The sequence below is a fragment of the Immundisolibacter sp. genome (assembly GCF_041601295.1).
Taxonomy (GTDB): domain Bacteria; phylum Pseudomonadota; class Gammaproteobacteria; order Immundisolibacterales; family Immundisolibacteraceae; genus Immundisolibacter.
This window is the reverse complement of sequence record NZ_JBFIII010000047.1, coordinates 1-23,181: the sequence shown is the minus strand read 5'-3', so window position 1 is coordinate 23,181 and position 23,181 is coordinate 1. Positions and strand designations below refer to the sequence as shown.

Annotated in this window: 23 protein-coding genes; 15 read left to right on the top strand and 8 right to left on the bottom strand. The window is 65.5% G+C overall.

Translation table 11 applies throughout. From position 1 onward, the window contains the following. Both ABZF37_RS07965 and ABZF37_RS07960 read left to right on the top strand, forming a co-directional pair. The coding region (locus tag ABZF37_RS07965) for an FAD-binding oxidoreductase (RefSeq protein ID WP_372718636.1) at window positions 1-148 on the top strand (148 nt) is incomplete at its 5' end. A 403-nt stretch (window positions 149-551) separates the two neighbouring features. After that, complete coding sequence (locus ABZF37_RS07960; protein WP_372718633.1) at window positions 552-974, top strand: cytochrome c; 423 nt, start codon at window positions 552-554, stop codon at window positions 972-974. Between the two features lie 117 nt (window positions 975-1,091). Here ABZF37_RS07960 and ABZF37_RS07955 read toward each other — a convergent pair whose 3' ends face one another. Continuing rightward, window positions 1,092-1,628: an acyloxyacyl hydrolase gene (locus ABZF37_RS07955; RefSeq protein WP_372718631.1), complete on the bottom strand. Its 537-nt coding sequence runs from the start codon at window positions 1,626-1,628 to the stop codon at window positions 1,092-1,094. A gap of 60 nt (window positions 1,629-1,688) precedes the next feature. On the opposite strand from ABZF37_RS07955, the gene ABZF37_RS07950 reads away from it, so the two are divergent. From ABZF37_RS07950 to dtd, 4 genes are all read left to right on the top strand, one after another. Beyond that, the gene (locus tag ABZF37_RS07950) at window positions 1,689-2,189 is read left to right on the top strand and encodes an acyl-CoA thioesterase (RefSeq protein ID WP_372718629.1); all 501 of its coding nucleotides are present in this window, start codon (window positions 1,689-1,691) and stop codon (window positions 2,187-2,189) included. Then, a complete protein-coding gene (locus ABZF37_RS07945; protein WP_372718627.1) occupies window positions 2,182-2,631 on the top strand; it encodes an OsmC family protein in 450 nt (149 codons plus the stop codon). The genes ABZF37_RS07950 and ABZF37_RS07945 overlap by 8 nt, the downstream gene beginning before the upstream one ends. Window positions 2,632-2,697: 66 nt before the next feature. Further along, complete coding sequence (typA, locus tag ABZF37_RS07940; protein ID WP_372718625.1) at window positions 2,698-4,515, top strand: translational GTPase TypA; 1,818 nt, start codon at window positions 2,698-2,700, stop codon at window positions 4,513-4,515. Window positions 4,516-4,517: 2 nt separating this feature from the next. Then, window positions 4,518-4,955 carry a D-aminoacyl-tRNA deacylase gene (gene dtd, locus ABZF37_RS07935; protein ID WP_372718623.1) on the top strand — a complete coding sequence of 146 codons (438 nt, stop codon included), beginning with the start codon at window positions 4,518-4,520 and terminating at the stop codon, window positions 4,953-4,955. Between the two features lie 22 nt (window positions 4,956-4,977). Here the strand turns inward: dtd and ABZF37_RS07930 are convergent, their stop codons facing one another. Together ABZF37_RS07930 and glp are read right to left on the bottom strand one after the other, a co-directional pair. After that, a complete protein-coding gene (locus ABZF37_RS07930) occupies window positions 4,978-8,640 on the bottom strand; it encodes a hydantoinase B/oxoprolinase family protein (RefSeq protein WP_372718621.1) in 3,663 nt (1,220 codons plus the stop codon). Next, a complete protein-coding gene (glp, locus tag ABZF37_RS07925; protein WP_372718619.1) occupies window positions 8,627-9,898 on the bottom strand; it encodes a gephyrin-like molybdotransferase Glp in 1,272 nt (423 codons plus the stop codon). The genes ABZF37_RS07930 and glp overlap by 14 nt, the downstream gene beginning before the upstream one ends. Window positions 9,899-9,982: 84 nt before the next feature. Here glp and ABZF37_RS07920 point away from each other — a divergent pair, with 84 nt between their 5' ends. Both ABZF37_RS07920 and mtnA read left to right on the top strand, forming a co-directional pair. Continuing rightward, window positions 9,983-10,795 carry an arylamine N-acetyltransferase gene (locus ABZF37_RS07920; RefSeq protein WP_372718617.1) on the top strand — a complete coding sequence of 271 codons (813 nt, stop codon included), beginning with the start codon at window positions 9,983-9,985 and terminating at the stop codon, window positions 10,793-10,795. Beyond that, window positions 10,792-11,832, top strand: coding sequence for an S-methyl-5-thioribose-1-phosphate isomerase (gene mtnA, locus ABZF37_RS07915; RefSeq protein ID WP_372718615.1), 1,041 nt, complete (start codon window positions 10,792-10,794; stop codon window positions 11,830-11,832). The genes ABZF37_RS07920 and mtnA overlap by 4 nt, the downstream gene beginning before the upstream one ends. A gap of 37 nt (window positions 11,833-11,869) precedes the next feature. Here the strand turns inward: mtnA and ABZF37_RS07910 are convergent, their stop codons facing one another. The 3 genes from ABZF37_RS07910 to ABZF37_RS07900 all read right to left on the bottom strand — a co-directional run bounded on the left by ABZF37_RS07910 (window position 11,870) and on the right by ABZF37_RS07900 (window position 14,979). Further along, window positions 11,870-12,994, bottom strand: coding sequence for a glycosyltransferase family 4 protein (locus ABZF37_RS07910; protein ID WP_372718613.1), 1,125 nt, complete (start codon window positions 12,992-12,994; stop codon window positions 11,870-11,872). A gap of 106 nt (window positions 12,995-13,100) precedes the next feature. Continuing rightward, window positions 13,101-14,273, bottom strand: coding sequence for an MFS transporter (locus tag ABZF37_RS07905; protein WP_372718611.1), 1,173 nt, complete (start codon window positions 14,271-14,273; stop codon window positions 13,101-13,103). Window positions 14,274-14,280: 7 nt separating this feature from the next. Beyond that, a complete protein-coding gene (locus ABZF37_RS07900) occupies window positions 14,281-14,979 on the bottom strand; it encodes a 2,3-diphosphoglycerate-dependent phosphoglycerate mutase (RefSeq protein ID WP_372718609.1) in 699 nt (232 codons plus the stop codon). Between the two features lie 129 nt (window positions 14,980-15,108). Between ABZF37_RS07900 and ABZF37_RS07895 the strand changes: the two genes are divergently transcribed. From ABZF37_RS07895 to ilvA, 3 genes are all read left to right on the top strand, one after another. Then, complete coding sequence (locus ABZF37_RS07895) at window positions 15,109-15,552, top strand: MaoC/PaaZ C-terminal domain-containing protein (RefSeq protein WP_372718607.1); 444 nt, start codon at window positions 15,109-15,111, stop codon at window positions 15,550-15,552. Window positions 15,553-15,671: 119 nt separating this feature from the next. Then, complete coding sequence (locus tag ABZF37_RS07890) at window positions 15,672-16,235, top strand: DUF2062 domain-containing protein (protein WP_372718605.1); 564 nt, start codon at window positions 15,672-15,674, stop codon at window positions 16,233-16,235. Window positions 16,236-16,260: 25 nt separating this feature from the next. Beyond that, window positions 16,261-17,766, top strand: coding sequence for a threonine ammonia-lyase, biosynthetic (gene ilvA, locus ABZF37_RS07885; protein ID WP_372718603.1), 1,506 nt, complete (start codon window positions 16,261-16,263; stop codon window positions 17,764-17,766). A gap of 78 nt (window positions 17,767-17,844) precedes the next feature. Here ilvA and ABZF37_RS07880 read toward each other — a convergent pair whose 3' ends face one another. After that, entirely contained in the window at window positions 17,845-18,111 is a 267-nt protein-coding gene (locus ABZF37_RS07880) for a hypothetical protein (RefSeq protein WP_372718601.1), read from the bottom strand. Here ABZF37_RS07880 and ABZF37_RS07875 point away from each other — a divergent pair. The 4 genes from ABZF37_RS07875 (at window position 18,110) to ABZF37_RS07860 (ending at window position 21,310) form a co-directional block, all read left to right on the top strand. After that, window positions 18,110-18,586, top strand: a complete 477-nt coding sequence (locus tag ABZF37_RS07875) for an N-6 DNA methylase (RefSeq protein WP_372718599.1) — start codon at window positions 18,110-18,112, stop codon at window positions 18,584-18,586. The two genes, ABZF37_RS07880 and ABZF37_RS07875, sit on opposite strands and share 2 nt — an antisense overlap. Continuing rightward, on the top strand, window positions 18,564-18,872 hold the full coding sequence (locus ABZF37_RS07870; protein WP_372718597.1) for a hypothetical protein: 309 nt from the start codon (window positions 18,564-18,566) through the stop codon (window positions 18,870-18,872). The genes ABZF37_RS07875 and ABZF37_RS07870 overlap by 23 nt, the downstream gene beginning before the upstream one ends. A gap of 261 nt (window positions 18,873-19,133) precedes the next feature. Then, window positions 19,134-20,906: an FAD-dependent oxidoreductase gene (locus ABZF37_RS07865; RefSeq protein WP_372718595.1), complete on the top strand. Its 1,773-nt coding sequence runs from the start codon at window positions 19,134-19,136 to the stop codon at window positions 20,904-20,906. Next, window positions 20,906-21,310 (top strand): hypothetical protein, encoded by a 405-nt coding sequence (locus ABZF37_RS07860; RefSeq protein ID WP_372718593.1) that lies wholly within the window; start codon window positions 20,906-20,908, stop codon window positions 21,308-21,310. The genes ABZF37_RS07865 and ABZF37_RS07860 overlap by 1 nt, the downstream gene beginning before the upstream one ends. Window positions 21,311-21,355: 45 nt before the next feature. Here ABZF37_RS07860 and ABZF37_RS07855 read toward each other — a convergent pair. After that, window positions 21,356-23,181: molybdopterin-dependent oxidoreductase (locus ABZF37_RS07855; protein WP_372718591.1), on the bottom strand; the 1,826-nt coding region annotated here is incomplete at its 5' end.

Below are 23,181 nucleotides of genomic sequence, written 5' to 3'. Positions count from 1 at the left end.
CTCGGCCGAGCACGGTATCGGGCTCCTGAAACGAGACGCCCTGGCGCGGCACGAACCGGCGGTCGCGCTCGAACTGATGCGTGGCATCAAGTCGGCGCTGGATCCTCACGGCCGGCTCAATCCCGGCAAGCTGCTGCCGCCGGGGTGAGTCGGCTCGCAAAATCCTTTTCGATATCAGGTTAATGGTTCCGCAGACACGATCCGCCATTGGGCAGGTGTCAGGTTGGTCGACCGTAGCCTCGCGACCGGCACAGGCGGCGAAGGTCAATGGTCCTGTACGGCATGCCACTCCCGGCACCTGGATCCGCGATTCTAAGCTAATTAAGTCTCATTAAATCATTTAATTAATGATGTATTCGCACAAGATACGTCATCTTAAAAGTGCCGATGCGTCACGGTATACATGACAAGCCCCTCTGTTGCCGATGGTCGATCCGCCCTCACCAATTCACATGGCTTGACCAGGATCACAGCCCGATTAGCCGCAATGCCGCTAAGTTGTGACCGTCAATCGTGTCGCCTGCAAATATTTTCGTGAGGGAGGTCGTGTCATGCGTGACTTTGACAGGAATAACCGCCGGTTTCGTTTTGCTCTTTGGGCCGCCGTGCCACTGTTATTGGGTGTTGGTGCCACCCGCGCGGCTGATGAAATCAGTGAGACGCAGCGCCAGGATTTTTATGCCTATTGCGCATCCTGTCATGGCCCTATGGGGCGTGGGGACGGGCCGGTGGCCTCAGCGTTGAAGAAACGACCCGCTGACCTCACGCAACTGGCCAAAAATAACAATGGCAGCTTCCCTTATGCCCGAGTACGCACCGTGATCGACGGTCGTGGCCAAGCGGTCGGCATCCACGGTCCCGCCGAAATGCCAGTGTGGGGTGAGCGTTTTAGCAAGGACGGCAAGAACGACCCGCAGGTCCGCGGGCAAATTCTCAGCATCGTCGATTACGTGGCCAGCATCCAGGAGAAATGAGGCCTGACGAACGCGAGACCGCGCCTTGAGGGTAGGACGCGGCCAATCGCGGCGCACCAAGACCGTACGTTCCGGGGGCGAACGCAAGCGTGCGGGCGGGGCAGATGGGTGATGACTTCAGAATGCCATGCTGGCCGTCAGCATGTGGAAATCGATGCCGTCGTTGGGCCGCTTGATGCTGGCATTCGACAGATGCTGGAAGCGGTAGCCGATCGCGAATTGGCCGCAATTCACGCCAGTGCCGATGTGGCTGCCAAACTGCCAGGCGGTTGACAGTTTCCGTTCGCCGATTCGGGTCTCGGACAGCAGGTGTCCGCCGACGCCAGCCTCCAGGTATGGGCGCAGGCCCGTAGTGGCTTTGGGTGCCAGGCGCAGCACCGGCGTGAGGGCGACTTCCCACAGATTGTCGTTCTGGTGGTTGCGCTCATCGCTGTTCCAGTAACCGATCTCGGCCAGCCAGTGGCCGGAAAGCTGCCAGTTGCCATCGGTAAACCAGGTCTGCTGCCAGTCGCGCGCCACGCCCAGGCGAAGCAGCCGCGTGTTGTCGTTGCCCCAACCGGTGCTCAGTTCAGTGCGGTATTGTGCACAGGCGGGAGCGGCAAGTGCCGCGCACAGACCAAGGCCCGCAAACACGTTGCGTGCGATATCAAGCATGGTTTTATTCTCCCCGAGCAGGTTTCGTTTTATGGTCAACAACCCACTGGGTGCGTGGGCGTGTCGATTATTTCCGTTATCGGCGGCATCGGCAAGCAGGTACTGCGTGGCTGGCCTGTGAGCCGGGCGGGTTTGGGTCTGCCGCGGCAGTTCGACTGGGGTACCGAACTGCCGGTGCAGGCGCGCGACATCAATTACGGTGGCCACCTGGGTCATGACGCCGCGGTCAGCCTGCTGCATGAAGCGCGGCGGCGCTGGTTGGCTCGGGCCGGGTACGATGAGGCCGACGCTGGTGGTGCCGGTCTGATCATGCTGGAACTCGAAGTCCACTACACGGCAGAAGCCTTCTGGGCCGACCGGCTGCGCGTGGACATGGCCGTGACCGGACTTGGCGCCGTGCGTTGCGAGTTCCGCTATCGGGTCAGCCGTGCTGGCCAGCAAGTGCTGATCGCCCGCACGCGGATGGGTTTTTTTGACTATAAGGCGCGGCGCCTGGCACGCCGGCCTTCGGACTTTTTGCAACGTCTTTTGGGTCTTGCCGAGGAGGGCAACGATGTCTGATTTCAACGTGGAAATTACCTGGCAGCACGCGCCACGCGCCGGTCATCCGGACGACTATGGCCGATCCCATCAGTGGCGTCTGACCGGCGGCCAGACGCTGCGCGCCTCGGCGGCGCCGGACTATGCCGGGGATGCCAACCACACCAATCCGGAAGAAGGCCTGATTGCAGCGGTGTCGAGCTGCCATATGCTGACCTTCCTCGCCCTGGCCGCCAAGCGCGGTTTCAAGGTCAGTTCCTATCGCGACCAGGCCACCGGCACGTTGGGCAAGAACGGACAGGGACGCATGGCGATAACCGGGGTGGTGCTGCACCCGGTGATCGCATTTGATGGCGCGGCGCCGAGTGGCGAAGAACTCGACAAACTGCATGAATCGGCCCACCGCAATTGCTTCATTGCGAACTCGATCACCGCCGAGGTGCGCGTAGAACCGACCGAGTGAAGTAGGAGGCGCCGGGCAGGACAGCTACAATGGTCGGCTACCCGCACCCCGCCCATCGGTTTTTTCATGTCCACTCAGATTCGCAACATCGCCATCATTGCTCACGTCGACCACGGTAAAACCACCCTGGTCGACCAGCTCCTGCGTCAGTCCGGAACCTTCGCAGCACATGAGGATCACGGCAACCTCATGATGGACAGCAACGATCTGGAGCGCGAACGCGGCATCACTATCACCGCCAAGAACACCGCGGTGGACTGGAACGGCTACCGGATCAATATCGTGGATACCCCCGGCCATGCCGATTTCGGCGGCGAGGTCGAGCGCATCCTGTCGATGGTCGACTCGGTGCTGCTGCTGGTGGATGCCGTCGATGGCCCCATGCCGCAGACGCGTTTCGTTACCGAGAAGGCATTCGCGAGCGGTCTGCATCCGATTGTTGTCATCAACAAGGTGGATCGCCCCGGCGCGCGTCCGGAGTGGGTGCTGAACCAGACCTTCGACCTGTTCGACCGGCTTGGCGCGACCGATGCACAGCTTGATTTTCCCGTGGTGTACACCTCGGCCTTGAACGGCTACGCCGGTCCCGACCCGGACGTGCGCGAAGGCGACATGAAGCCCTTGTTCGAGACCATCATCAACCGTGTGCCGCCGCCGCAGATCGAGGTTGATGGTCCGCTGCAGATGCAGATCAGTGCGCTCGGCTATTCGAGCTACGTCGGAGTCATTGGCATTGGCCGCATTCAGCGCGGCACGGTCAAGCGCAACATGGCGGTGGCGGTGGTTGGCGCCGACGGTCGCCAGCGGCGTGGCCGGGTGTTGCAGGTGCTGGCGTTTCGCGGCCTGGATCGTTACGAGGTGGAACACGGGTCGGCGGGCGACATCGTGGCCGTAACCGGCGTCGAAGGGCTGGCCATTTCCGACACCCTGTGCGATCCGGAACGGGCCGAGGCGCTGCCGGCGTTGACGGTGGACGAACCGACCATCGCCATGAACTTTGAGGTCAACAAGTCGCCGCTCGCCGGCCGCGACGGGCAGTATCTGACTTCGCGTCAGTTGCGCGAGCGCCTGTTCCGCGAGTTGCTGACCAATATCGCGCTGCGGGTCGAGGAGGGCGACGACCCGGAAACCTTCCGCGTGTCCGGGCGGGGCGAGCTGCATTTGTCGATTCTGATCGAGACCATGCGCCGCGAGGGCTATGAGCTGGCGGTGTCGCGGCCACAGGTGATCATCAAGGAAATCGACGGCGTCGTCAGCGAACCGTTCGAGCAACTGACCGTGGACGTCGACTCCGAGTATCAGGGCGCCATCATGGAGTTGCTGGGCAGCCGCCGCGCGGAACTCAAGGACATGGTGCCGGATGGCCGTGGCCGGGTGCGCCTGGATTACCGCGTGCCTACCCGTGGCCTGATCGGACTGCGCACGGATTTTCTGTCGGCGAGTGCCGGCACCGGGCTCATGCACCATGTGTTCGACGCTTACGCGCCGGTGGCGGCGGGCGAAGTAGCGACACGCAAGAACGGCGTGCTGATCTCCAACGGCGGCGGCAAGGTGCTCGGCTTTGCCCTGTTCAACCTGCAGGAACGCGGGCGCATGATGGTATCCCCGGGCGATGAGGTATACGAAGGACAGGTGGTGGGCGTGCATACCCGCGGCAACGACCTGACAGTCAACCCCCTCAAGGGTAAGCAGCTGAACAACATCCGCGCCGCCGGCAACGACGAGAACATCGTGCTGACGCCGCCCATCCGCATGTCGCTGGAGCAGGCGCTGGAGTTCATCGAGTCCGACGAACTGGTGGAGATCACCCCCCACCACTTGCGTGTGCGCAAGCGTTTCCTGCTGGAATCCGACCGCCGCCGCAACAGCCGCGCCGCCGGCTGAGCATGCTGGCCCTGCTGCAGCGGGTCACGCAGGCCCGCGTCAGCGTCGCCGAGGAAGTCGTCGGACAGATTGGTTCGGGGTTGCTGGTGCTGGTGGGCGTGCAACCGGACGACCGTCCGGCGCAGGCGCAGCGGATGGTCGATCGCCTGCTCGGTTATCGCATGTTCGACGATGCCGATGGGCGCATGAACCTCAGCCTCACCGATATCGGCGGTGGCCTGTTACTGGTGCCGCAATTCACCCTGGCGGCGGACACCGACAGTGGCCGACGGCCAAGCTTCACCAGTGCCGCCGAACCTGCGCATGCCAGGGCGATTTTCGAGTGCCTGGTCCAGGCTGCGCGCAATAGCCACAGCGCGGTAGCTGGCGGGCGCTTCGGGGCCACCATGCAGGTGAGCCTGACCAACGATGGCCCGGTGACTTTTCTGCTGCGCGCGTAAGGTTTCGATCCAGGTATCCAGGTTACCTGGATGCCTGCGGGTGACCCTGTGCGAGCCGCCGGCCATACCCACCACCCCCCGGTGTTTCGATGGACAGGACATCGCCGGCTTGGAGCTGCCATACCCCGACTGGCGGCAGGATTTGGCTGTTTCCGGCACGCACCAACAGGTTTCGTCCTGGCTGGCCAGCGGCGCCGCCCGCCAGTCCAAACGGCGCGCGAAGTCGCCGTTGGGTGACCAGCGTCAGCACGGCCGGCGCCAGCAGTTGATATTCCCGCACCAGGCCGTCGCCACCGCGCTGGTGTCCGTCGCCACCGCTGCGGCGGCGGATGGTGAAGCTGCGCAACAACAACCCGGGCAAACGCTGTTCCAGGACTTCCGGATCCGTGATGCGGGTGTTGGTCATGTGCACCTGAACCGCGTCCGCACCGTCCGCAAATACGGTCGCGCCGCTGCCGCCGCCCAGGGTCTCGTAGTACTGGGCATTGGCAAAGCCCAGGATCACGTTGTTCATGGTGCCCTGGCTGGCCGCCGCCAGGCCCAACGCGCCCAGCAGCACATCGACCACGCGCTGCGAGGTCTCGACATTGCCGGCGGCAACCGCCGCATCGGGTGGCGGATCGAGCAGGCTGCCGGGCGGAATGTGCAGATCCACCGGCCATAGACAGCCTTCGTTCAGCGGAATGTGGTCCGGGACCAGGCAGCGCAGCACGTACAGCAGGGCCGCCCGCACCACCGCGCGCGGGGCGTTGAAGGCGCCCGGATGACGGTCGCCACTGCCGGTGAAGTCCACGCTTAGCCGGCAGGTGTCCGGTGGTTGCTCGCCGGCGTCGATACGCAGCGTGACGGCGATCGGTGTGCCGTCGTCCAGGGCGTCGGTGAAGGTGCCGCCCAAGCCATCGCGGCCGGCCAGCAGGGCGCTCAGTGCGCCGCGGATACAGTGCGCGGCGTTGGCCTGCACGTGTCGCGTGTAGGCGTGGACTTCGGTGAGGCCGTGTCGCGCGGCGAGCGCCTGCAGGACGAGTGCGCCGTGGCGGTTGGCGGCGATCTGCGCGGCCAGGTCCGACAGCCGCTCCGGCAGGTTGCGGGCCGGAAAGGGGCCGGCACCCAGGGCCGCGCGCAGCGCGCTTTCGCGCAGGTGGTCGTCGTCCACCGCCAGCAGGCGGTCCAGAACGACGCCTTCCTGGTCCAGGCGCCGCGACAGCGGCGACATCGACCCAGGCGTGACGCCGCCAATATCCGCATGGTGGCCGCGCGTGGCCACGAAAAAGGCCGGCCGCGGCTGCCGCGGCACGAACACCGGGCTGATGGCAGTCACATCCGGCAGATGCGATCCGCCATGCGCGGGATGGTTGTCCAGATATACCTGTCCGGATGCCAGATGCTCGCCGTGGCTGGTGATCAGTGCGCGTACCGCCTCACCCATGGCGCCCAGATGCACCGGCACGTGCGGCGCGTTGGCCACCAGATGGCCCTGCGCATCGAAGACGGCACAGGAAAAATCCAGCCGCTCGGTCATGTTGATCGAGTGGGCCGTATGTTGCAGCACCGCGCCCATCTGCTGCGCGACAGCCATGAAACGCTGGTTGTACAGCTCCAGGCGCACCGGGTCGGCGGTGTCGGGGTTCGGTTCGCGGACGGTCTGGACCTTACGTCGCCGTTCAAGCAGCAACAGGTTGCCAGGCAGCACACGGGCGTCGAAATCCGCCTCCACCAGCACCGTGTAATGCTCAGCGAGAATCAGGCATGGGCTGTCCGGCCGGGCGCCGGGTGTCAGCGCTTCGCGGCGGTAGCAAGGCAGCTGCGCCACGCCATGGTCGAGTACGACCCGCCGGATGCCGATGTGCGCGGAAGCGGGAGCGGATTCCGGTATCGCCGGCGTCGCGGTCAGGCCAGACCCCCGTCGCAGACGCAGGCGCACGGTGACCACTTCGAGCGCATCGCCTCCGGGGGCGTATCCAAAGCGCTGGCCGTGCGCGGCGCGGTAGGCACGGGTCATGGCCGGCGGGTCGTCAAACGTTACCGTGAGCACGCTGTCGCCGCCTGGCGGGCGCAGGTCGAGCTCGCGTTCCACACGGTCCGGCGCGGCGCCCAGGCGGGTCGCGGTGTCCTCGTACAGGGTCTGCCATAGCGGTTCCAGCGCCGCCAGCGTGCCGGTATCCAGCGGCAGCAACACCGAGCGTTCGGCCTGTTCCAGGCGGTCGGCGAGTGCGATGCCCCAGGCCGAGAACAGACCGGCCAGAGGGTGTATCACCACCCGTTCGATACCCAGATCGCGCGCCATGGCGCAGGCATGCAACCCGCCGGCCCCACCGTAGCTGCACAGGGTGTGTTCCCGCAGGTCGAAGCCGCGTCCCACCGACAGGGTTTTGATGGGTGCCGCCATCTGTTCGTTGGCGACCTGGAGGTAGCCCAGCGCCAGTGTTTCCGGATCGGTCTGGGTGTCGGTAGCAGCGGACACCCGCGCGGCCAGGGCCACGAACGCAGCGCGGGTCGCTGCGAGGTCAAGCCCGGATGCTCCGGCAGTCGATGGATTCGGCGAGAAGGCGTGCTCTGGCAGCCGCCCTAGCAGGAGGTTGGCATCTGTCAGCGTCAGCGGCCCACCGCGCCCATAGCAGGTCGGTCCGGGATCGGCGCCGGCCGAAGCCGGTCCCACCGTCAAGCGCTGACCGTCGAAACCCAGGATCGACCCGCCGCCTGCGGCAACCGTTTGAACACGCAACGCGTGGCTCTGGAAGCGCACACCGGCCGCTTCGATCTGCGCCGTGTAGTCGAACTGCCCGTCGTAGCGGCACACGTCGGTCGACGTGCCACCCATGTCGAAGCCGATCAGCGGCAGGTGGCCGGTTTGGCCGGCCAGGCTGGCAACCGCCACGACACCTCCGGCCGGGCCGGACAGAACCGCATCCTTGCCGGAGCACAATGCCGCCGGTGCCAGGCCTCCGCCGCTTTGCATGAACTCGACCGGCAGCGGGCCCAGCTGCGCGCTCAGCAGGCCCAGATAGGTCGCCAACACTGGGCTCAGATAAGCATCCAGCACGCAGGTCTGGGCGCGCTCCACCACCCGGATGCGTCCGCCGCAACCGTGCGACAGCGAGACTTGGGTGAAGCCCGCGGCGTGCGCCAGTGCGCCCAGGCGCAGTTCATGGATAGGATTGCGCCAGGCGTGCAGCAACACGATCGACACCGCCTCAACCCCCTGCGCGCGCAGTCCGGCCAGTGCCTGCGTGGCGCCGGTCTCGTCCAACGCTTCGAGCTGAGCGCCGTTGGCATCCAGTCGGCCGGCGATCTCGACCACCCGTTGGTAGAGCTGGCGCGGTTTGCGTATCGCCAGCTCGAACAGGTGCGGCCTGGCCTGGTGGCCAATCTCCAGCAGATCGCCAAAACCGCGCGTCAGCACCAGGCCGACCCTGGCGCCGCGGCCTTCCAGCAGCGCATTGGTAGCCACCGTGGTGCCGATGCGCAGGCTCGCCACCTGCCCGGCGGGAACCTGGTCGCCGGGTGCCAGGCCGAGCAGGTCGCGCACCCCGGCGGCGACCGCATCCGGATAGGCGGGTGACACCGACAGCAGTTTTCGCGTGTGCAAGCGTCCGGCGGGGTCGATGCCGATCAGGTCGGTGAAGGTGCCGCCACGGTCGGCGGCAAAGCGCCAGCCGCCGGATGGCAGCGAATCAGGGCTGCCCATGGGCGGCGGGCGTACCGGTCCAGGGCAGCAGTTCCACCTCCACCAGACTTCCTGCCGGCAGGTCGCCGCTCGCCGCCGGCAACACCAGCAGGCAGTTGGCGGCAGCAAGGCTGCTCATGACATGCGAGCCTTGCGGTCCGGCGCTGCGCACGCCAGGCCGGCCGTCTTTGTCGATGGCGACGATGCCACGCTGGAAATCCATTCTGCCGGGTGCCTTGCGCAGCGGTTCGAGTAAGGGCAGTTCGACTCGCAGCGGTGCGGTAAGCGGCTCACCTTCCAGCCGACGCAGCGCCGGGCGCACGAATTCGAGAAATGTGACGGCGGTCGACACCGGATTGCCGGGCAGGCCGAAGAACCATGTTTCATCCAGACGGCCGAAGGCCAGCGGCCGGCCCGGTTTCATGGCGATACGCCAGAAGTGGATGTCGCCGAATTCGCTGAACACCTCGCGTACGTAGTCGGCGTCACCCACGGATACGCCGCCGGAACTGATCACGACGTCGGCCTGCGCACGGGCCGCGGCGAAGGCCGACCGCACGGCGTCCGGGTCGTCAGCGACGATGCCCAGATCGATCACCGGCATGCCCATCTGCTGCAGCATGGCTCGTAGCAGATAGCGATTGCTGTCGTAAATGGCCCCGGCGGCGAGCGGCTGGCCAAGCGGCGTCAGCTCGTCACCGCTGGTGAACAGCGCGACCCGCGGCCGGTGGCTGACGACTACACGCGCCTGCCCCAGTGCCGCCGCCAGGGCGATCTGCGGCGGGCCGAGACGGGTGCCGGCCGGAAGAACCACACTGCCCGTGCGTACGTCCTCGCCCGGTGCGCGCACGTTGGCGCCTCGCGGCACGCTGGCGGTCAGTCGTACCTGATCGCCGTGGACTGCCACGTGCTCCTGCATGGCGACCGTGTCGCAGCCGGCCGGCAGGATGGCACCGGTCAGAATGCGCACACACTCCCCAGGGTCGAGCGTGCCGGTAAACGGGTGACCCGCCATGGAGGTGCCGGCAAGCGCGAGACCCTTGGCCAGGGCCTGGTCCAGGTCGCTCACGGCGAAAGCGTAGCCATCCATGGCCGAGTTCGGCCATGGCTGCAAATCCATGGCCGCTACCAGCGGCTGCGCCAGTACCCGTCCCAGGGCCAGATCGAGTGCGATCTGCTCGCTGCCCGGCAGTGGCGTGAGCGTGTCCAGAACCTGCGCCAGTGCGGCTTCCACGTCCAGACTGGCCGGGGTGCAATCAGGCAGAGCAGACTGGTCCATGGTGCGGTTCCTGGCTTGTTAAGATGGCGCGTGCCCGCAGGCCGGGGCTGACACATTGTATTAAGCCGCATCGGAGCGCCAGCCATGACCCCTGTCGGGAGCCAGCTCGACCTCGACCATTATCTGGAGCGCATTGCCTACCGGGGCGCGCTACTGCCCACGGCCGACGTCCTGGCTGCGCTGCACCTGGCGCACGTGCGCCACATCCCGTTCGAGAACCTCGATGTGTTGCTCGGGCGCGGCATCCGCCTGGATATGGACAGTGTGTTCGCCAAGTTGGTTACGGCGCAGCGTGGTGGCTACTGCTTCGAGCAGAACCTGCTGTTCGCGGCGGTGTTGGAGCAGATCGGCTTTCGCGTGCGGCGCCTGGCGGCCCGCGTCACCTACCGTACGCAGCGCGTGCTGCCGCGGACACACATGCTGTTGCAGGTAGAGGCGGACGACACAATCTGGCTGGCCGATGTCGGTTTCGGCGCCGCGGGTCCGCTTTTGCCGGTGGCGTTTCATCAGGGGCAGCCCCAGACCCAGCACCTGTGGCGGTACCGCCTGGTGGAGCTGGGGGGATTGTGGTCCTTGCAGATTGGCATGGACGATTGGGCCGATCTGTACCGGTTCGGCCTGGACGAACAGACCGCGGCCGACTACGAGATGGCCAACTACTATGTTTCGACCCACCCCGACTCGCGCTTCCTGCACGGGCTGATCGCTCACCGCCTGGCGCCCGAACGGCGTCTGATTCTGATCGGCAGCGAGCTGACCGAGGACCGGGGCGCACGGGTCGATACCCGCCGTGTCGACGATCCGGCGGTGCTGCGGACACTGCTGATTGATGACATCGGTTTGCCGGCGGCCGAGGTCGCGGAATTTATCGATACCCTCGTCAGGGAGCGCGCATGAGCGGTGCCGTATGTGCGCTGCGCTGGCGGGGCGACGCGCTGGAACTGCTGGACCAGCGTCTGTTGCCGGCGCAGCAGACCTGGCTGCGCTGCACCAGTGCCGCCGAGGTGGCGGAGGCGATTCGCGACATGGTGGTCCGCGGGGCGCCAGCGATTGGCATCGCGGCGGCCTTCGGCGTGGTGCTGGCGGCGCGGACCGGGTATGCCAGTCACGGTGCGGGCTGGCGCGAGGCTGTCGTGGCTGATCTTGACCGGCTTGCGGCGGCACGCCCAACCGCGGTGAACCTGGCCTGGGCGGTTCGGCGCATGGTCGGGGGCTTCGCAGGCCTGTCCGGTGATCCGGAGCCGGCGCTGTTGGCACAGGCGTGCGCCATTCACGACGCAGACCTCGCCGCGAACTACGCCATGGCGGCACACGGCGCGGCCTTGATCGCACCCGGCAGTAAGGTGGCGACGCACTGCAACACCGGCGCGCTCGCCACTGGCGGGCACGGCACGGCGCTGGGCGTGATCCGCACCGCCTATGCGCAGGGCCGCATCAGCGAGGTGTTCGTCGACGAAACCCGGCCGTGGTTGCAGGGTGCGCGCCTGACCGCCTGGGAGCTGCAACAGGACGGCATTCCGGCGCGTCTGGTTGTGGACGGCGCGGCGGCCTGGCTGTTCGCCCGCCTGCGTCCGGCCTGGTTGATCGTCGGCGCGGACCGCATCGTAGCCAATGGCGACACCGCCAACAAAATTGGCACCTACACGGCGGCACTCGCCGCACGCGCGCATGGGGCGCGGGTGATGGTGGTGGCGCCACTGTCCACCTTCGATGCGGCAACGCCGACCGGTGCGGCGATCAAAGTCGAGGAACGGCCAGCGCAGGAGTTGACCCGTCTGGGTAGCCAGTTAATCGCACCGGAAGGCTTCGCCGCCTGGAACCCGGTGTTCGACGTGACACCGGCCGGCCTGATTGACGCCATCGTCTGTGAGCACGGGGTCATCGAACAGCCCGATGCGGCGCGGATCGCGGCGTTTATGGCGGTCACCCGGTGAAGCCTTGAGGCAGTCAATTTGTGCGCACCAGGCGTGTTCAATCGTCTTCCAGTACCTCGCGCAAACGTTCCCCCTGTCGAACCCAGGAAAAATCTTCTGCGTAATTGCGGGCCGCTGGGCGCATCAAGTCGGTTTTACCCGCCAACAGTTCTATGCAGGCAGCGGCGATGCCGGCGTAATCGCTTGGTGCAATGAGTAATCCGGAGCGATCCTGCGCAACCGCATCCGGAACCCCACCTACGGCAAATGCGACCGTAGGCAAGCCGTGGGCCGCCGCTTCCAGTGCAGCCATGCCAAAGCCCTCCACATCGTCGGCACGTTCCAGCACCGGAAATACGAACAGATCGGCTGCCGCATAGAGCTTACTGAGGGTTGCTTCGTCGACGCCGCCGAGCATGCGCACGGTGTTGGTCGGCACGGCTTGCTGGGCAGCGCGTGCAATGGTCGTCGTAGCGTCAGCAGCAGCCAGTGCACCGCTGGCGCCAGCGCCGACCACCAAATACTGTAGCTTGGGGATGCGGGCCAGCACAGTCGGCAGTGCCTGCTCAATGAACTCGGCGATCCCTTTGCGCTCGGTGAGCCTTCCCACGGTAAGGATCAGCGGCCGGTCATCGGCCAGGCCCAGCGCGTTACGGGCTGCGCCGCGATCCAGCAGGGCCGTTGGTAGGGTCACGCCAGGGTGAATTACGCTTATGCGTCGCGTGGCGATCCCGGCGGCCTCTGCTAGACCTGCCGTGTATCGACTATTGGCAATTACCTTGTCAGCCCGCCGTAGGATTGGCAGGAACGCCGCACGATAAAGCGGCTGATCGACCACCAGATCCAGGCCATGTACGAACACCGCAAAACGAGCATCAGCCGCCCATGCGGCAAGCGAGGCAGACGGCCCGGTCAGGCCACTGCCAGCCAGCACCCAATCCGGTCTGATGCGTCGCGCCATCTGCACCGCGCGGACCGACGCGGTGGTCAGAAAGCGCCATAGCGGTTGCAGATCGCACTCGGCAATCGGGCCGATCCCTGGAGGGGTATGCGTCGTACACCCAGCCGGGCCTACCAGACCCACTTCGCCGTGGTGCGCGAGCTCGCGGGAGGTCTCCAGCATGAGACGTTCCATGCCGCCGACCAACGGGGGGTAGTTGCGGCTGACTAGGACAATTTTCAAGACAAATCTCCGTTCAGCAGCACTCAGACCCCGGTTTGGTCGTCCGCCAATAAAGGGTCGGGTTGCGGGGCTTGATCAGTTAATCGCGCGCGATGTGGGTTTGCATCTACCGGGGCGCCAGAGGCCGCTGCGCCAGACGCAGGAATGCGCCCGCGCCCAGCAGGGTGATTGCCGCCGCGACGCTGAAGGCGCTGACTTGCCCCGCCCATTGCCAAAGGGCGCCAAACAGGACGGCTCCTGGCAGGGCGAGCAGGCCGCTGACCAAATGATAGATGCCAAACGCCGTGCCCTTTTGCTCTGGTGGTGCGTAGTCGCCAATCAGTGCCCGTTCGGCCCCTTCAGTGCAGGCGGTGGCGCCGGCATAGGCGAGAAACAGCAGCCATAGCGTGGCGCCATCCTGGCTGATCATGCCCATCGTGGCCAGCAACACTGCGCGCAGCAGCCAACCCGCGGCGACCACTGGCGTGCGCCCGAGACGGTCGGATAGCCGCCCTGCCGGAATGGACACCGCCGAGCGGACGGCATGTGCCGCCGCCCACAGCAATGGCAGCCAGACCACTTCGATACCGCCGGAGAATGCCCACACCACAAGAAACGCGTCCGGTACGCTCGCCAGCGCCAGCACCCCGGCCGCCGTGATCAGGCCGCGCAGATGGCGGTCGAGCAGGCGCCAGCGCAGCGGTGCCGGGGGCTGCGGCAGTGCTGGCGTTGCCGGGGCGGCGAGTCCAAAGCCCAGACACAGCAGTACCAGCAGTCCGGGCACAACGGAGAATAAAAAGACATCTCGCATGGCAAAGCCGGCCTGCAGCAGGCCGAAGGCCAGCAATGGCCCCAGCATGGCGCCGCCATGGTCCATGGCGCGATGAAAACCGAACACCGCGCCACGGCGCCGGGCGTCGACCGAGGTTGCCAGCAGCACATCGCGCGGTGAGGTGCGCAAGCCCTTGCCGATGCGATCGAAAAAACGCAACAGCAATACGGCTGGCCACGCTGCGGCGAAAGCGATCAGCGGCCGCGCCAGGTTGGAAACGCTGTACCCGCCCAACACCAGACGACGCGGACTGACGCCCCGGTCGGCCATGCGCCCGGACACGAGCTTAAGTACGCTGGCCGTTGCCTCCGCCAGGCCCTCGATCAGGCCGATGGCGGCCGGCGCCGCACCCAGCGTAGCGATCAGGAACACCGGCAGCAGCGGCATGATCATCTCGCTGGCGGTGTCGTTCAGCAGCGAGGCGAAGCCCAGCACCCATACCGTGCGTGGCAGCCGGGGCGGTTGCATCGGCTGCTCAGGCGTCGTGTTCGAGAACTCGCTTGTCGACAATGCGCAGCGCCTGGCCATCCGTGTCCAGCCGGTAAACGATAGGCACGCCGGTGGGAATTTCGAGCCCCACGATGTCGGTATCGGAAATGTTCTCAAGGTCCTTGGTCAGCGCGCGCAGCGAGTTGCCGTGGGCTGAAATCAGCACCGTCTGGTCGTCGAGCAGGCGCGGGCGGATAGCGGTGTCGAAGTAGGGCAGTGCGCGTGCCACCGTATCCTTGAGGCTCTCGCCATTCGGCGGTGGGGTGTCGTAGCCGCGCCGCCATTTGACGAATTGTTCCTGGCCGTACTCGGCCAGTACCTGGTCCTTGTTCAGGCCCTGCAGGTCGCCATAGTGGCGCTCGGCGAGCGCCGTGACGTGCAGGTGTACGGGGAATTCATTGCCCACCGGCTGGTAGGACTCGCGCGGCACGGTGCCCTCGGCGGGCAGAAAGATCGGTGTGCGCCCGCTACGATTCGCGCGCAGCACCACCTGCAGGGTGCAGATAGCGCGCTGCAGGTGCGAGGTATAGGCAACGTCGAAGCGGTACTCAGCCAGCTGCCGGCCGGCCGTTTCGGCCTCCCGCCAGCCGCGTTCGGTCAGCGGCACATCCACCCAGCCGGTGAAGCGGTTTTGTTCGTTCCACAAGGAGCGACCGTGGCGGATCAGGATCAGGGTGGCAGTCATGGGCGGGCCTGAGTTGGGGCTTGAGGACAGGTCATTTTAAGCGGCCGAGGCGTCCGGACGCTGACGGATTGTCAGGCGCCTTGCGGAGCGCGTAATCTGCGCCGTTCGTTTCACCCGCAAGGAGCCATCATGACGCCCTGGTATTTCGAGGATTTCACTGCCGGAGCGGTCATTCCGACTGTGCGCCGCACCGTTACCGAGGCCGACGTGATGGCTTTCGCTGGCTTGTCCGGCGATTTCAATGTGTTGCATACGGATCGGGTGTTTGCGGCCGAAACGCAGTTCGGCGAGCCGATTGCCCATGGCCTGCTGGGTCTGTCGATCGTGTCCGGCCTGATGCACCAGACCGGCGTCATCAACGGCACCATCATCGCGTTTCTGGGCCTGACCTGGCGTTTTACGGGGCCGGTGAAGTTCGGTGACACGATTGCCGCCGAGATGCGGGTGCGAGCGGTCAAGGAAACCTCCAAGCCCGACCGCGGTGTGGTGACTCTGGTATTCACGGTCACCAACCAGCGCGACGAGCGGGTGCAGGACGGCGAGTTCACGCTGATGATGCAACGGCGGCCTTGATCTGCAGAAAGGACTCATTGCTGCCGATACCGTGCAATACCCTGCCTGTCCGACGGCCTGCACCACGCTGCGGGCCCGTTGAAAGAATTTGCTGCAACCACGCCAGCTGAGGTGGCCGCGTGACGAACCGCTTGCGACGCCTCTTGCACGAAGCCGCCAACCTGCGCCACCGGCGGTGGCTGCGCTGGATGGGGCCGGCCCTGCATCATCCGAGTCTGTGGCACATGAGTCGGCGCGGGATTTCGCTGGGCGTCGGGATCGGCGTGTTTTTTGGGCTGCTGCTGCCATTGGCGCAGATTCCTGCCGCGGCGGTCGCGGCCGTCGTGATGCGCGCCAACGTGCCGGTGGCGGCAGTGAGCACGCTGGTGAGCAATCCGATCACTTTTCCGCCGATTTACTACGCCGCCTACCGTATCGGCCACTATCTGACTGACGAGCGTCCCCCGCTGCCCGGAGAACTGGATGCGCTGCACCAGGACCTGAACCAGGCATTCGAGGCGCCGGTGCCTAAAGGTTGGTGGAGCCGGATTGGCAAGCCGGCGACTGTGGGCTTGTTGGTACTGGCCACTACCTGCGGCCTGCTGACCCATGCTCTGGCCAGTTGGGTGCTGCGCCTGCGTACCCAGCGAGTGTGGAAGCGGCGAACCCGCCGACGCGAGCGCCGTGCGGTCCCTCGGACCTGATGCCGCTGCCTCGAAAGGAACCGCCGTGAGCCGCGATTACCTGGTGCTGACCCTGAATGCCCGCGTCTACGATGTGGCCATCGAATCGCCGCTGGACCTGGCCGAGAGCCTGTCGCTGCGCCTGAAAAACCGCGTGCTGCTCAAGCGCGAGGATTTGCAGCCGGTGTTTTCGTTCAAGCTGCGCGGCGCCTACAACAAGATGTCGCACCTGCCGCGGCAGGCATTGAAAGCGGGTGTGATCACCGCCTCGGCCGGCAACCACGCGCAGGGCGTGGCACTGGCAGCGCATCGGCTGGGCAGCCACGCCTTGATCGTAATGCCGGTTACCACGCAGCAAATCAAGGTCGACGCCGTTGAGCGCCTGGGCGCGGAAACCCTGCTGCACGGCGAGGACTACACCGACGCCTACCAGCACGCGCTGACGCTGGCCAGCGCACGGGGACTGAGCTTTGTGCATCCCTACGACGATCCACTGGTGATCGCCGGACAGGGCACCATTGGCGCCGAGTTGCTGCGTCAGCGCCAGGGGCCGCTGGACGCCGTCTTTGTGCCGGTTGGCGGCGGTGGACTGATCGGCGGGATCGCTGCTTACGTCAAGCGCCTGCGCCCGGAAATCCGCATCGTGGGCGTCGAGGCCGATGATGCCGACGCCATGGCGCGCTCGCTTGCCAGGGGCCGCCGGGTCAGCCTGCGCAGCGTTGGGCTGTTTGCCGACGGCACGGCGGTGCGCCAGGTAGGCCGGGAGCCGTTTCGTCTGGTCCGCCAGTACGTGGACGAGATGCTGCTGGTCAATCACGACGAAATCTGTGCCGCCATCAAGGACACCTTCGAGGACACACGCGCTATCGTCGAGCCAGCCGGCGCATTGGCATTGGCCGGTCTCAAGCGCTACGTGGCGCGCGAGCGCTGCCAGGGCCGCACGCTGGTGGCGGTGTGTTCCGGCGCCAATATGAATTTCGACAGTCTGCGTTACGTGGCCGAGTGGGCCGAGATCGGCGAGCGGCGCGAGGCGATCTTCGCTGCCACCATCCCCGAACGGCCGGGCAGCTTTGTGCATTTTTGCGAGGCCATCGGTGCCCGCCAGATCACTGAGTTCAACTACCGTTATGCCAGCGCCGAAGCCGCGAACGTCTACGTGGGCGTGCAGACCGCCGGCAATCAGCGTCAGGCACTGTACGGGCAGTTGCGCCAGCACGGTTACGCGGTGGTCGATCTGACCGAAAACGAAAGCGCCAAGCTGCATCTGCGGCACATGGTCGGCGGACACGGCAAGCTGGCGGACGAACTTTTGTACCGGTTTACGTTCGACGAGCGACCCGGCGCGCTCGCCCACTTCCTCGGTCGCCTGGGCGCCCACTGGAATATCAGCCTGTTTCATTACCGTAACCATGGCGCGGCCGACGGACGGGCGCTGGTCGGCCTGCAAGTGCCGGTCGCGGAGCGGGCACGGTTTCGCGCCCATCTGGCGCAAAGCGGCCTGGAGCATGTCGAGGAGACCGATAGCGCCGCCTATCGGCTGTTTCTGGCCTAGCGCGATGGCCAACTGGCAGCTTTTCCAGCGCCAGCGCCGCGCGTCGGCTACGATTGGCTCGCCAGCTCCTCTGCGTACTTAATCCCAATGTCGCAAGCTCCCGAACAAACCGCCCGCACCGAGATCGATCGCCTGCTGCAGGTGGCCGGCTGGACTGTGCAAGACGTGTCGGCGGTGAACCTGCATGCCGCGCGCGGCGTGGCGATTCGCGAGTTCCCGCTGGCGGGCCACGGCTTCGCCGACTACCTGCTCCATGTAGATGGGAGAGCCGCCGGCGTGATCGAGGCCAGAGGCAAGCTTCAAGGGCTGGGAGCTGGTGCAGGCCACGGCGCGGCGGTGCGCCATGAACATGCTGCTGCTGCACGGCATCGGCAGACAGGACTACGAGCCCATTGAAGTTAAAGACGCGCTGGCTGCCGACCCCGGTGACCGCTTCGATCTGGTGCTCACCAATCCGCCCTTCGGCAAGAAGAGCAGCACCACCATCGTGGGCGTCGTCGCTCCCGCCATCCATGGCTCCCGCGACATTAGTGCATCCATGCACGTCAGAGGCAAGGTCAGCAAGGAGCGCGACAGCGTCGAGCGCGCGGATTTCTGGACCACCACCTCGAACAAACAGCTCAACTTTATCCAGCACGTCAAAACCATCCTCAGGCAGAACGGCCGCGCCGCTGTGGTCGTGCCCGACAACGCGCTGTTCTTCGACAAGAAACCTGCCTCCGAGACGCCGTGGACCAAGAAGCTCTGGATTTACGACCCTGCGCACCAACATCCACTTCATGCTCAAGACCGACCCCTTGAAGCGCGAAGACCTGGATGAATTCATGGCTTGTTACAGCCCTGCCAACCGGCATGTGCGCACGCCGACCTGGAGCGCGGACAAGCCCGATGGGCGCCGGCGCATGTACGGGTACGAGGAGCTGATCGCGCGCGACAAGGCCAGCCTGGACATCTTCTGGCTGCGTGACGAGACGCTGGCCGACCGCGACAAGCTGCTGCCGCCGGACGTGATCGCGCAGGAGATCGTTGACGACCTGGAGGCGGCGCTGGAACAGTTCCGCCTGATTGCCGGCGACGTCGGGAGATACGACGCGGCGACGGGTTGATTCCACAGCCGACCTTGCTGCTGGCACGGGTGCCTACGCCACGCGGCCGAGACTACAGTATGGTTGTCTGTAACGGCGTTTTTTTCGCCGCCGGGCACCTGACAAGAAAGCGCCTGCCTGCGGACAATACGGTTCCCTGGCGGGCAGCGAGATCAACGGCTTTACTCGATCGTTTTTGGAAATGCGTCTGCACAGTGCCGGGACCGCCGCCTTGAGCAGAGGTTCCTTTCCGGAAAGCAGCGTCGAGACGAAGGAGCAACTATGTCGCAGGACAAGCAGCGACCGGTCGACACGGTCCGTCGAAGCTTCGTTTTAAGCGCTGGAGGCGGCCTGATCGCTGCTGGGGTCGGGGTCGTCCCGGGTGCCGCGCGGGCGGCTGCTGAGCCTTGGCACCGCGACGCAGACGTGCTGGTGGTGGGCAGCGGCGCGGCCGGCTTCAGTGCGGCCCTGTTTGCACGAGAGAGCGGCGCGGACGTGCTGATGCTGGAGAAAGGCCCGGTGGCCGGCGGTACCACAATCCGCTCCGGCGGCGTGCATTACATCCCGAATAACCGCTTTCTGCGTGCGGCAGGCATTGCCGACCCGCGTGAGGATTTCCTGCGCCTTGCCGTGCGCATGAGTTACCCGGATCGCTACCGGCCAGAGGCCGCTCGTTTCGGGGCCGGCGAGCGTGAATACGTTCTGCTGGAGACATTCTATGACCAGGCGGCGCCGACCGTGGATCGCCTGACCGAGCTTGGCATCGTCGATTATTTGCCGTTTATCGACTACGACGACCGGCCGTTCCCGGACAACTACGCGGAGCTAGCCGAGAACCGTGCCCCGCGTGGCCGCGGCATCGTGTGCCGGCCCAAGCAGCAGCGCGAGGGCAGGTTCTATTACCGCAATGGCGGCGGGGTGGGCGTGGACCTGATTGAGCTGCTGCAGGCGGCGGCAGTTGAGCGCTCGATCCCGGTCCTTACCCGTCATGCGGTGGCGGAACTGGTGCAGGACGTCGCCGGCAGGGTCGTTGGCGTGGTGTGTGAGCACCGTGGAAAACGGCTGCGCATCGGTGCCCGCCAGGGTGTGGTGTTTGCGAGCGGAGGTTTCATACACGATCCCCAATTGCGCGCCTGCCACCTGCTGGGCCCGGTCTATGGTGGTTGCGCCGCGCCTACCAACCGGGGAGATTTTCTGCGCCTGTCGGGCGGTGCCGGGGCGGCCCTGGGCAATCTGCAACACGGCTGGTGGATGGAAGTGCTGCTCGAGGAAACCCTAGCCAGTTCCGACGCGCCGACCGGGGTGTGGGTGATCCCTGGTGACAGTAGCCTGTCGGTGAATCTGGCCGGCGAGCGCTATGTGAATGAGAAAAACCACCCTGGCAGCCGGCCGCGGGCGCATTTCGCCTGGGATGCGGTGAGTGGCGACTACCCGCAGCGCATAACACTGATGATCTGGGACACGCGCACCGTGCAGCACCGCGGCGGGGTGATGGGCGTGCAGCAGGCGGGTGCGCCGCTGCCCGGCCATGTCATTTCCGGTGCTGGTTGGGAGGCGCTAGCGACTGCCATTGCGGCGCGGCTCGAAAAGCTCGCGCCGGCGATCGGTCAGGTGGGTTTGTCGCCGGGGTTTGCCAAGCAGATCCAGGCCACCGTGGCTCGATACAATGATTTCGCCCGCCGCGGCGTGGATGACGATTTCCAGCGTGGCGCGGCGGCGGCCGACATCGCCTGGAACTATTTCGGCAATCTGCCGGTGCTACCCAGCGACTATCCGAATCCGACCATGCACCCGCTGGCGCCGCAGGGGCCGTACTTCGCCGCGCTGCTGGTGGCCGGCGCCATTGACAGTAAGGGCGGACCGCTGGTCGATGCGCAGGCGCAGGTACTAAGCAGTGAGGGTGCGCCGATCGGCGGCCTGTATGGGGCCGGTAATTGCATCGCCAGCCCGACTGGCGGCGCCTACTGGGGCGGTGGCGGCACCATCGGCCCGGCAGTCGTGTTCGGGCAAATTGCCGGTAGCGCCGCAGCGAAGGCCCCGGCGCGGGTGATCTGATGGTTCGCTGCCGGATGGTGTCGGCTGCGTTGCTGGGTTTGCTCGTTATAGGCCCGACGCGGGCTGGAGACACCAGCCTGGCCCGCGATGTGCAGCCGGTGTTCGACCGCCAGTGCGTGGCCTGCCATCTGTATGAATCGGCCCAAGGCGGGCTGGTCCTGGAAGCTGGCGAGGCCCACGCGGCGACTGTGGGCGTGCCGAGCAGCGAAGCGAAACTGCCGCGCGTGGAGCCGGGCAATCCTGACGGCAGCTACCTGGTGCACAAACTGCGCGGTACGCACCTGTCGGTGGGCGGTAACGGCGCGCAGATGCCTTTCAACGCCGACACCGGGCGCGGCGGTCTGCCCACCGACGAATTGCGCCTTATTGAGGCGTGGGTTCGCGCTGGCGCCCCCGATAACTGAGCCGATTGGCATTCGGCCCCGCCAGCGGCGCGGCCCATCACGGCTTTACGCGGGCTTGATCTTTTCCACCGAAACCCGCACGCCACGGTCGGTGCTTGGTCCGGGACTGCCGTTGAACAGGTAGTACCGCAGTTGTTCATAGCCGCCGGCCAGGTGTAGCGGCTTGGGCTGGCCGATCAGCAGGCGGTCGTAGACTTTCCACTCCTTGAACTGAGGGTTTTCCCAGAAGTACACCACCACTTGCATCGGGGCCACGGTGGGGGAGGTGCGCAACATGATCTCGAAATCCGAGAAATCGTTGTACACGCGCACCTGTTCGCCGTCTTTCATGCCGAGCCTGGCGGCGGTCTTGTCGTTGACGTGCATGACCGGCTGGGCACGGTGCAGGCGCATCAGCTCCGGCACGTTCAGGTGCAGCGAATGAATACTGTGGCGCGGATGGCCACCGCTGATGACGAAGGGATGATCGCCGCCGATTTTGGGCGGCTCCTTGTGCACGGGCAGTGCTTCGCCGGCTTCGATGTACCAGGGATGGTCCAGAAAGAACTGGGCACGGCGCGAGTAGGTGGGGTAGGTGATCTTTTTGTCGCGATGCCAGGCCAGGCTGAAGAACGGCTTGTCGGGCGAATAGTCGTTGGCCACCAGGTGTTTCATGAAGCCGGTGCCAAAACTCACCTGTTGCAGCATGCCGGCCTTGCGGAAACTCTCCAAGGTGGTGCCCTTGGGCAGGATGCTGGTGGCTTCCGCCACGGCCAGCATCTCGGTGAGTGCCTGTTCCTGGGTGACCACTTTGCCGTCCATGGTGTAGCGCGACCACAGGTCGCCATAGACACGCCGCTGACCGAAGTGATCGCCGTAGGTTTCGAGTCCACGCGCGGCGGCAATTTCGCCAACCCGTTTCAGAATCGCTGCATAGATCTCCCATTCCGGCTCGCACTCGCCGGGCGGGTTGACGGCTTTTTCGATGAAGGCGAAGCGCGGATTGGCGGTGATGGACACGGTCATGTCCATCTTTTCGTAGTACCAGGCCGCCGGCAGGATGATGTCGCAGTACAGCGCCGAGGCTGACATGCGCGGTTCGATGGCGAACATCATCTTCAGCTTCGGGAACAGGTGCTTGGGCAACAGCTGGGCGCCGGAGCGATTGCGCCGCACCGGGTTGCTGGAGGTGATCATCATCACCCGCGGATGCTTGCCCGGTGCCGGACGCAGATGGTGCGGCTGCCACCAGCCCTGTTCGGTCGCCTCACTCAAATACTCGCCGAAGGTTTTCTTCAGCGTCGGATCCTGCCAGGCCTTGTTGTCGTAGGCCTCTTTGTAGCCGCAGTGGTTGTAGAGGAACATCGCCGGCGGCACCAGTCCCATGGCGGTGGTCATTTCCTTGGCCAGGGCCACGCCGATCAGTTCTTCGGTGATTTCCGGGTCTTCGGCCCGCAGCTTGGTCGCGAGCGCCTGTTCCATCTGCGCGAAGGCGGCCAGGCCGCCCTCGGCGACGGTTTTTTCCATCACCATCATCAGTTCGATATGGTCGGCCGGCATGGCCCAGGTGTTCCAGCCGGTGCCCGGCTTGCCCCAGTTTCCGGACAGGGCCATCGCCAGCATCAGCGCGCGTTCGCCAAGATCACCGTGGTAGGTCTTGGCCGAACTGAAGCCGATGTAGGAGCAGGTGCGCTTGGTGGCGACTTTCTTGGCCAGCATGCGGGTCAGGCTGGGGTGCGCGCCCGATTGCTGCTGCACTTGCTCGGGGGTGTGGTTGGCGTTGATCTGTGCCTTCAGAAGGGCATACACGGTGGTGACAACGACTTTCTCGCCGGTCGCAAGCGTGACCTCGAATTGACCTTCCAGAGCCGGTTCGCCGTCGAACAGCAGTG

What these genes read in the sequence shown, in the direction of transcription:
- ABZF37_RS07920 (WP_372718617.1), top strand. Translation starts at nt 9,983, where the DNA reads ATGACCCCTGTCGGGAGCCAGCTCGACCTCGACCATTATCTGGAGCGC.
- ABZF37_RS07930 (WP_372718621.1), bottom strand. Translation starts at nt 8,640, where the DNA reads ATGGGCAGCCCTGATTCGCTGCCATCCGGCGGCTGGCGCTTTGCCGCC.
- ABZF37_RS07875 (WP_372718599.1), top strand. Translation starts at nt 18,110, where the DNA reads ATGAACATGCTGCTGCTGCACGGCATCGGCAGACAGGACTACGAGCCC.
- ABZF37_RS07880 (WP_372718601.1), bottom strand. Translation starts at nt 18,111, where the DNA reads ATGGCGCACCGCCGCGCCGTGGCCTGCACCAGCTCCCAGCCCTTGAAG.
- dtd (WP_372718623.1), top strand. Translation starts at nt 4,518, where the DNA reads ATGCTGGCCCTGCTGCAGCGGGTCACGCAGGCCCGCGTCAGCGTCGCC.
- ABZF37_RS07860 (WP_372718593.1), top strand. Translation starts at nt 20,906, where the DNA reads ATGGTTCGCTGCCGGATGGTGTCGGCTGCGTTGCTGGGTTTGCTCGTT.
- ABZF37_RS07955 (WP_372718631.1), bottom strand. Translation starts at nt 1,628, where the DNA reads ATGCTTGATATCGCACGCAACGTGTTTGCGGGCCTTGGTCTGTGCGCG.
- typA (WP_372718625.1), top strand. Translation starts at nt 2,698, where the DNA reads ATGTCCACTCAGATTCGCAACATCGCCATCATTGCTCACGTCGACCAC.
- ABZF37_RS07960 (WP_372718633.1), top strand. Translation starts at nt 552, where the DNA reads ATGCGTGACTTTGACAGGAATAACCGCCGGTTTCGTTTTGCTCTTTGG.
- ABZF37_RS07905 (WP_372718611.1), bottom strand. Translation starts at nt 14,273, where the DNA reads ATGCAACCGCCCCGGCTGCCACGCACGGTATGGGTGCTGGGCTTCGCC.
- ABZF37_RS07900 (WP_372718609.1), bottom strand. Translation starts at nt 14,979, where the DNA reads ATGACTGCCACCCTGATCCTGATCCGCCACGGTCGCTCCTTGTGGAAC.
- ABZF37_RS07895 (WP_372718607.1), top strand. Translation starts at nt 15,109, where the DNA reads ATGACGCCCTGGTATTTCGAGGATTTCACTGCCGGAGCGGTCATTCCG.
- mtnA (WP_372718615.1), top strand. Translation starts at nt 10,792, where the DNA reads ATGAGCGGTGCCGTATGTGCGCTGCGCTGGCGGGGCGACGCGCTGGAA.
- ABZF37_RS07945 (WP_372718627.1), top strand. Translation starts at nt 2,182, where the DNA reads ATGTCTGATTTCAACGTGGAAATTACCTGGCAGCACGCGCCACGCGCC.
- ABZF37_RS07865 (WP_372718595.1), top strand. Translation starts at nt 19,134, where the DNA reads ATGTCGCAGGACAAGCAGCGACCGGTCGACACGGTCCGTCGAAGCTTC.
- glp (WP_372718619.1), bottom strand. Translation starts at nt 9,898, where the DNA reads ATGGACCAGTCTGCTCTGCCTGATTGCACCCCGGCCAGTCTGGACGTG.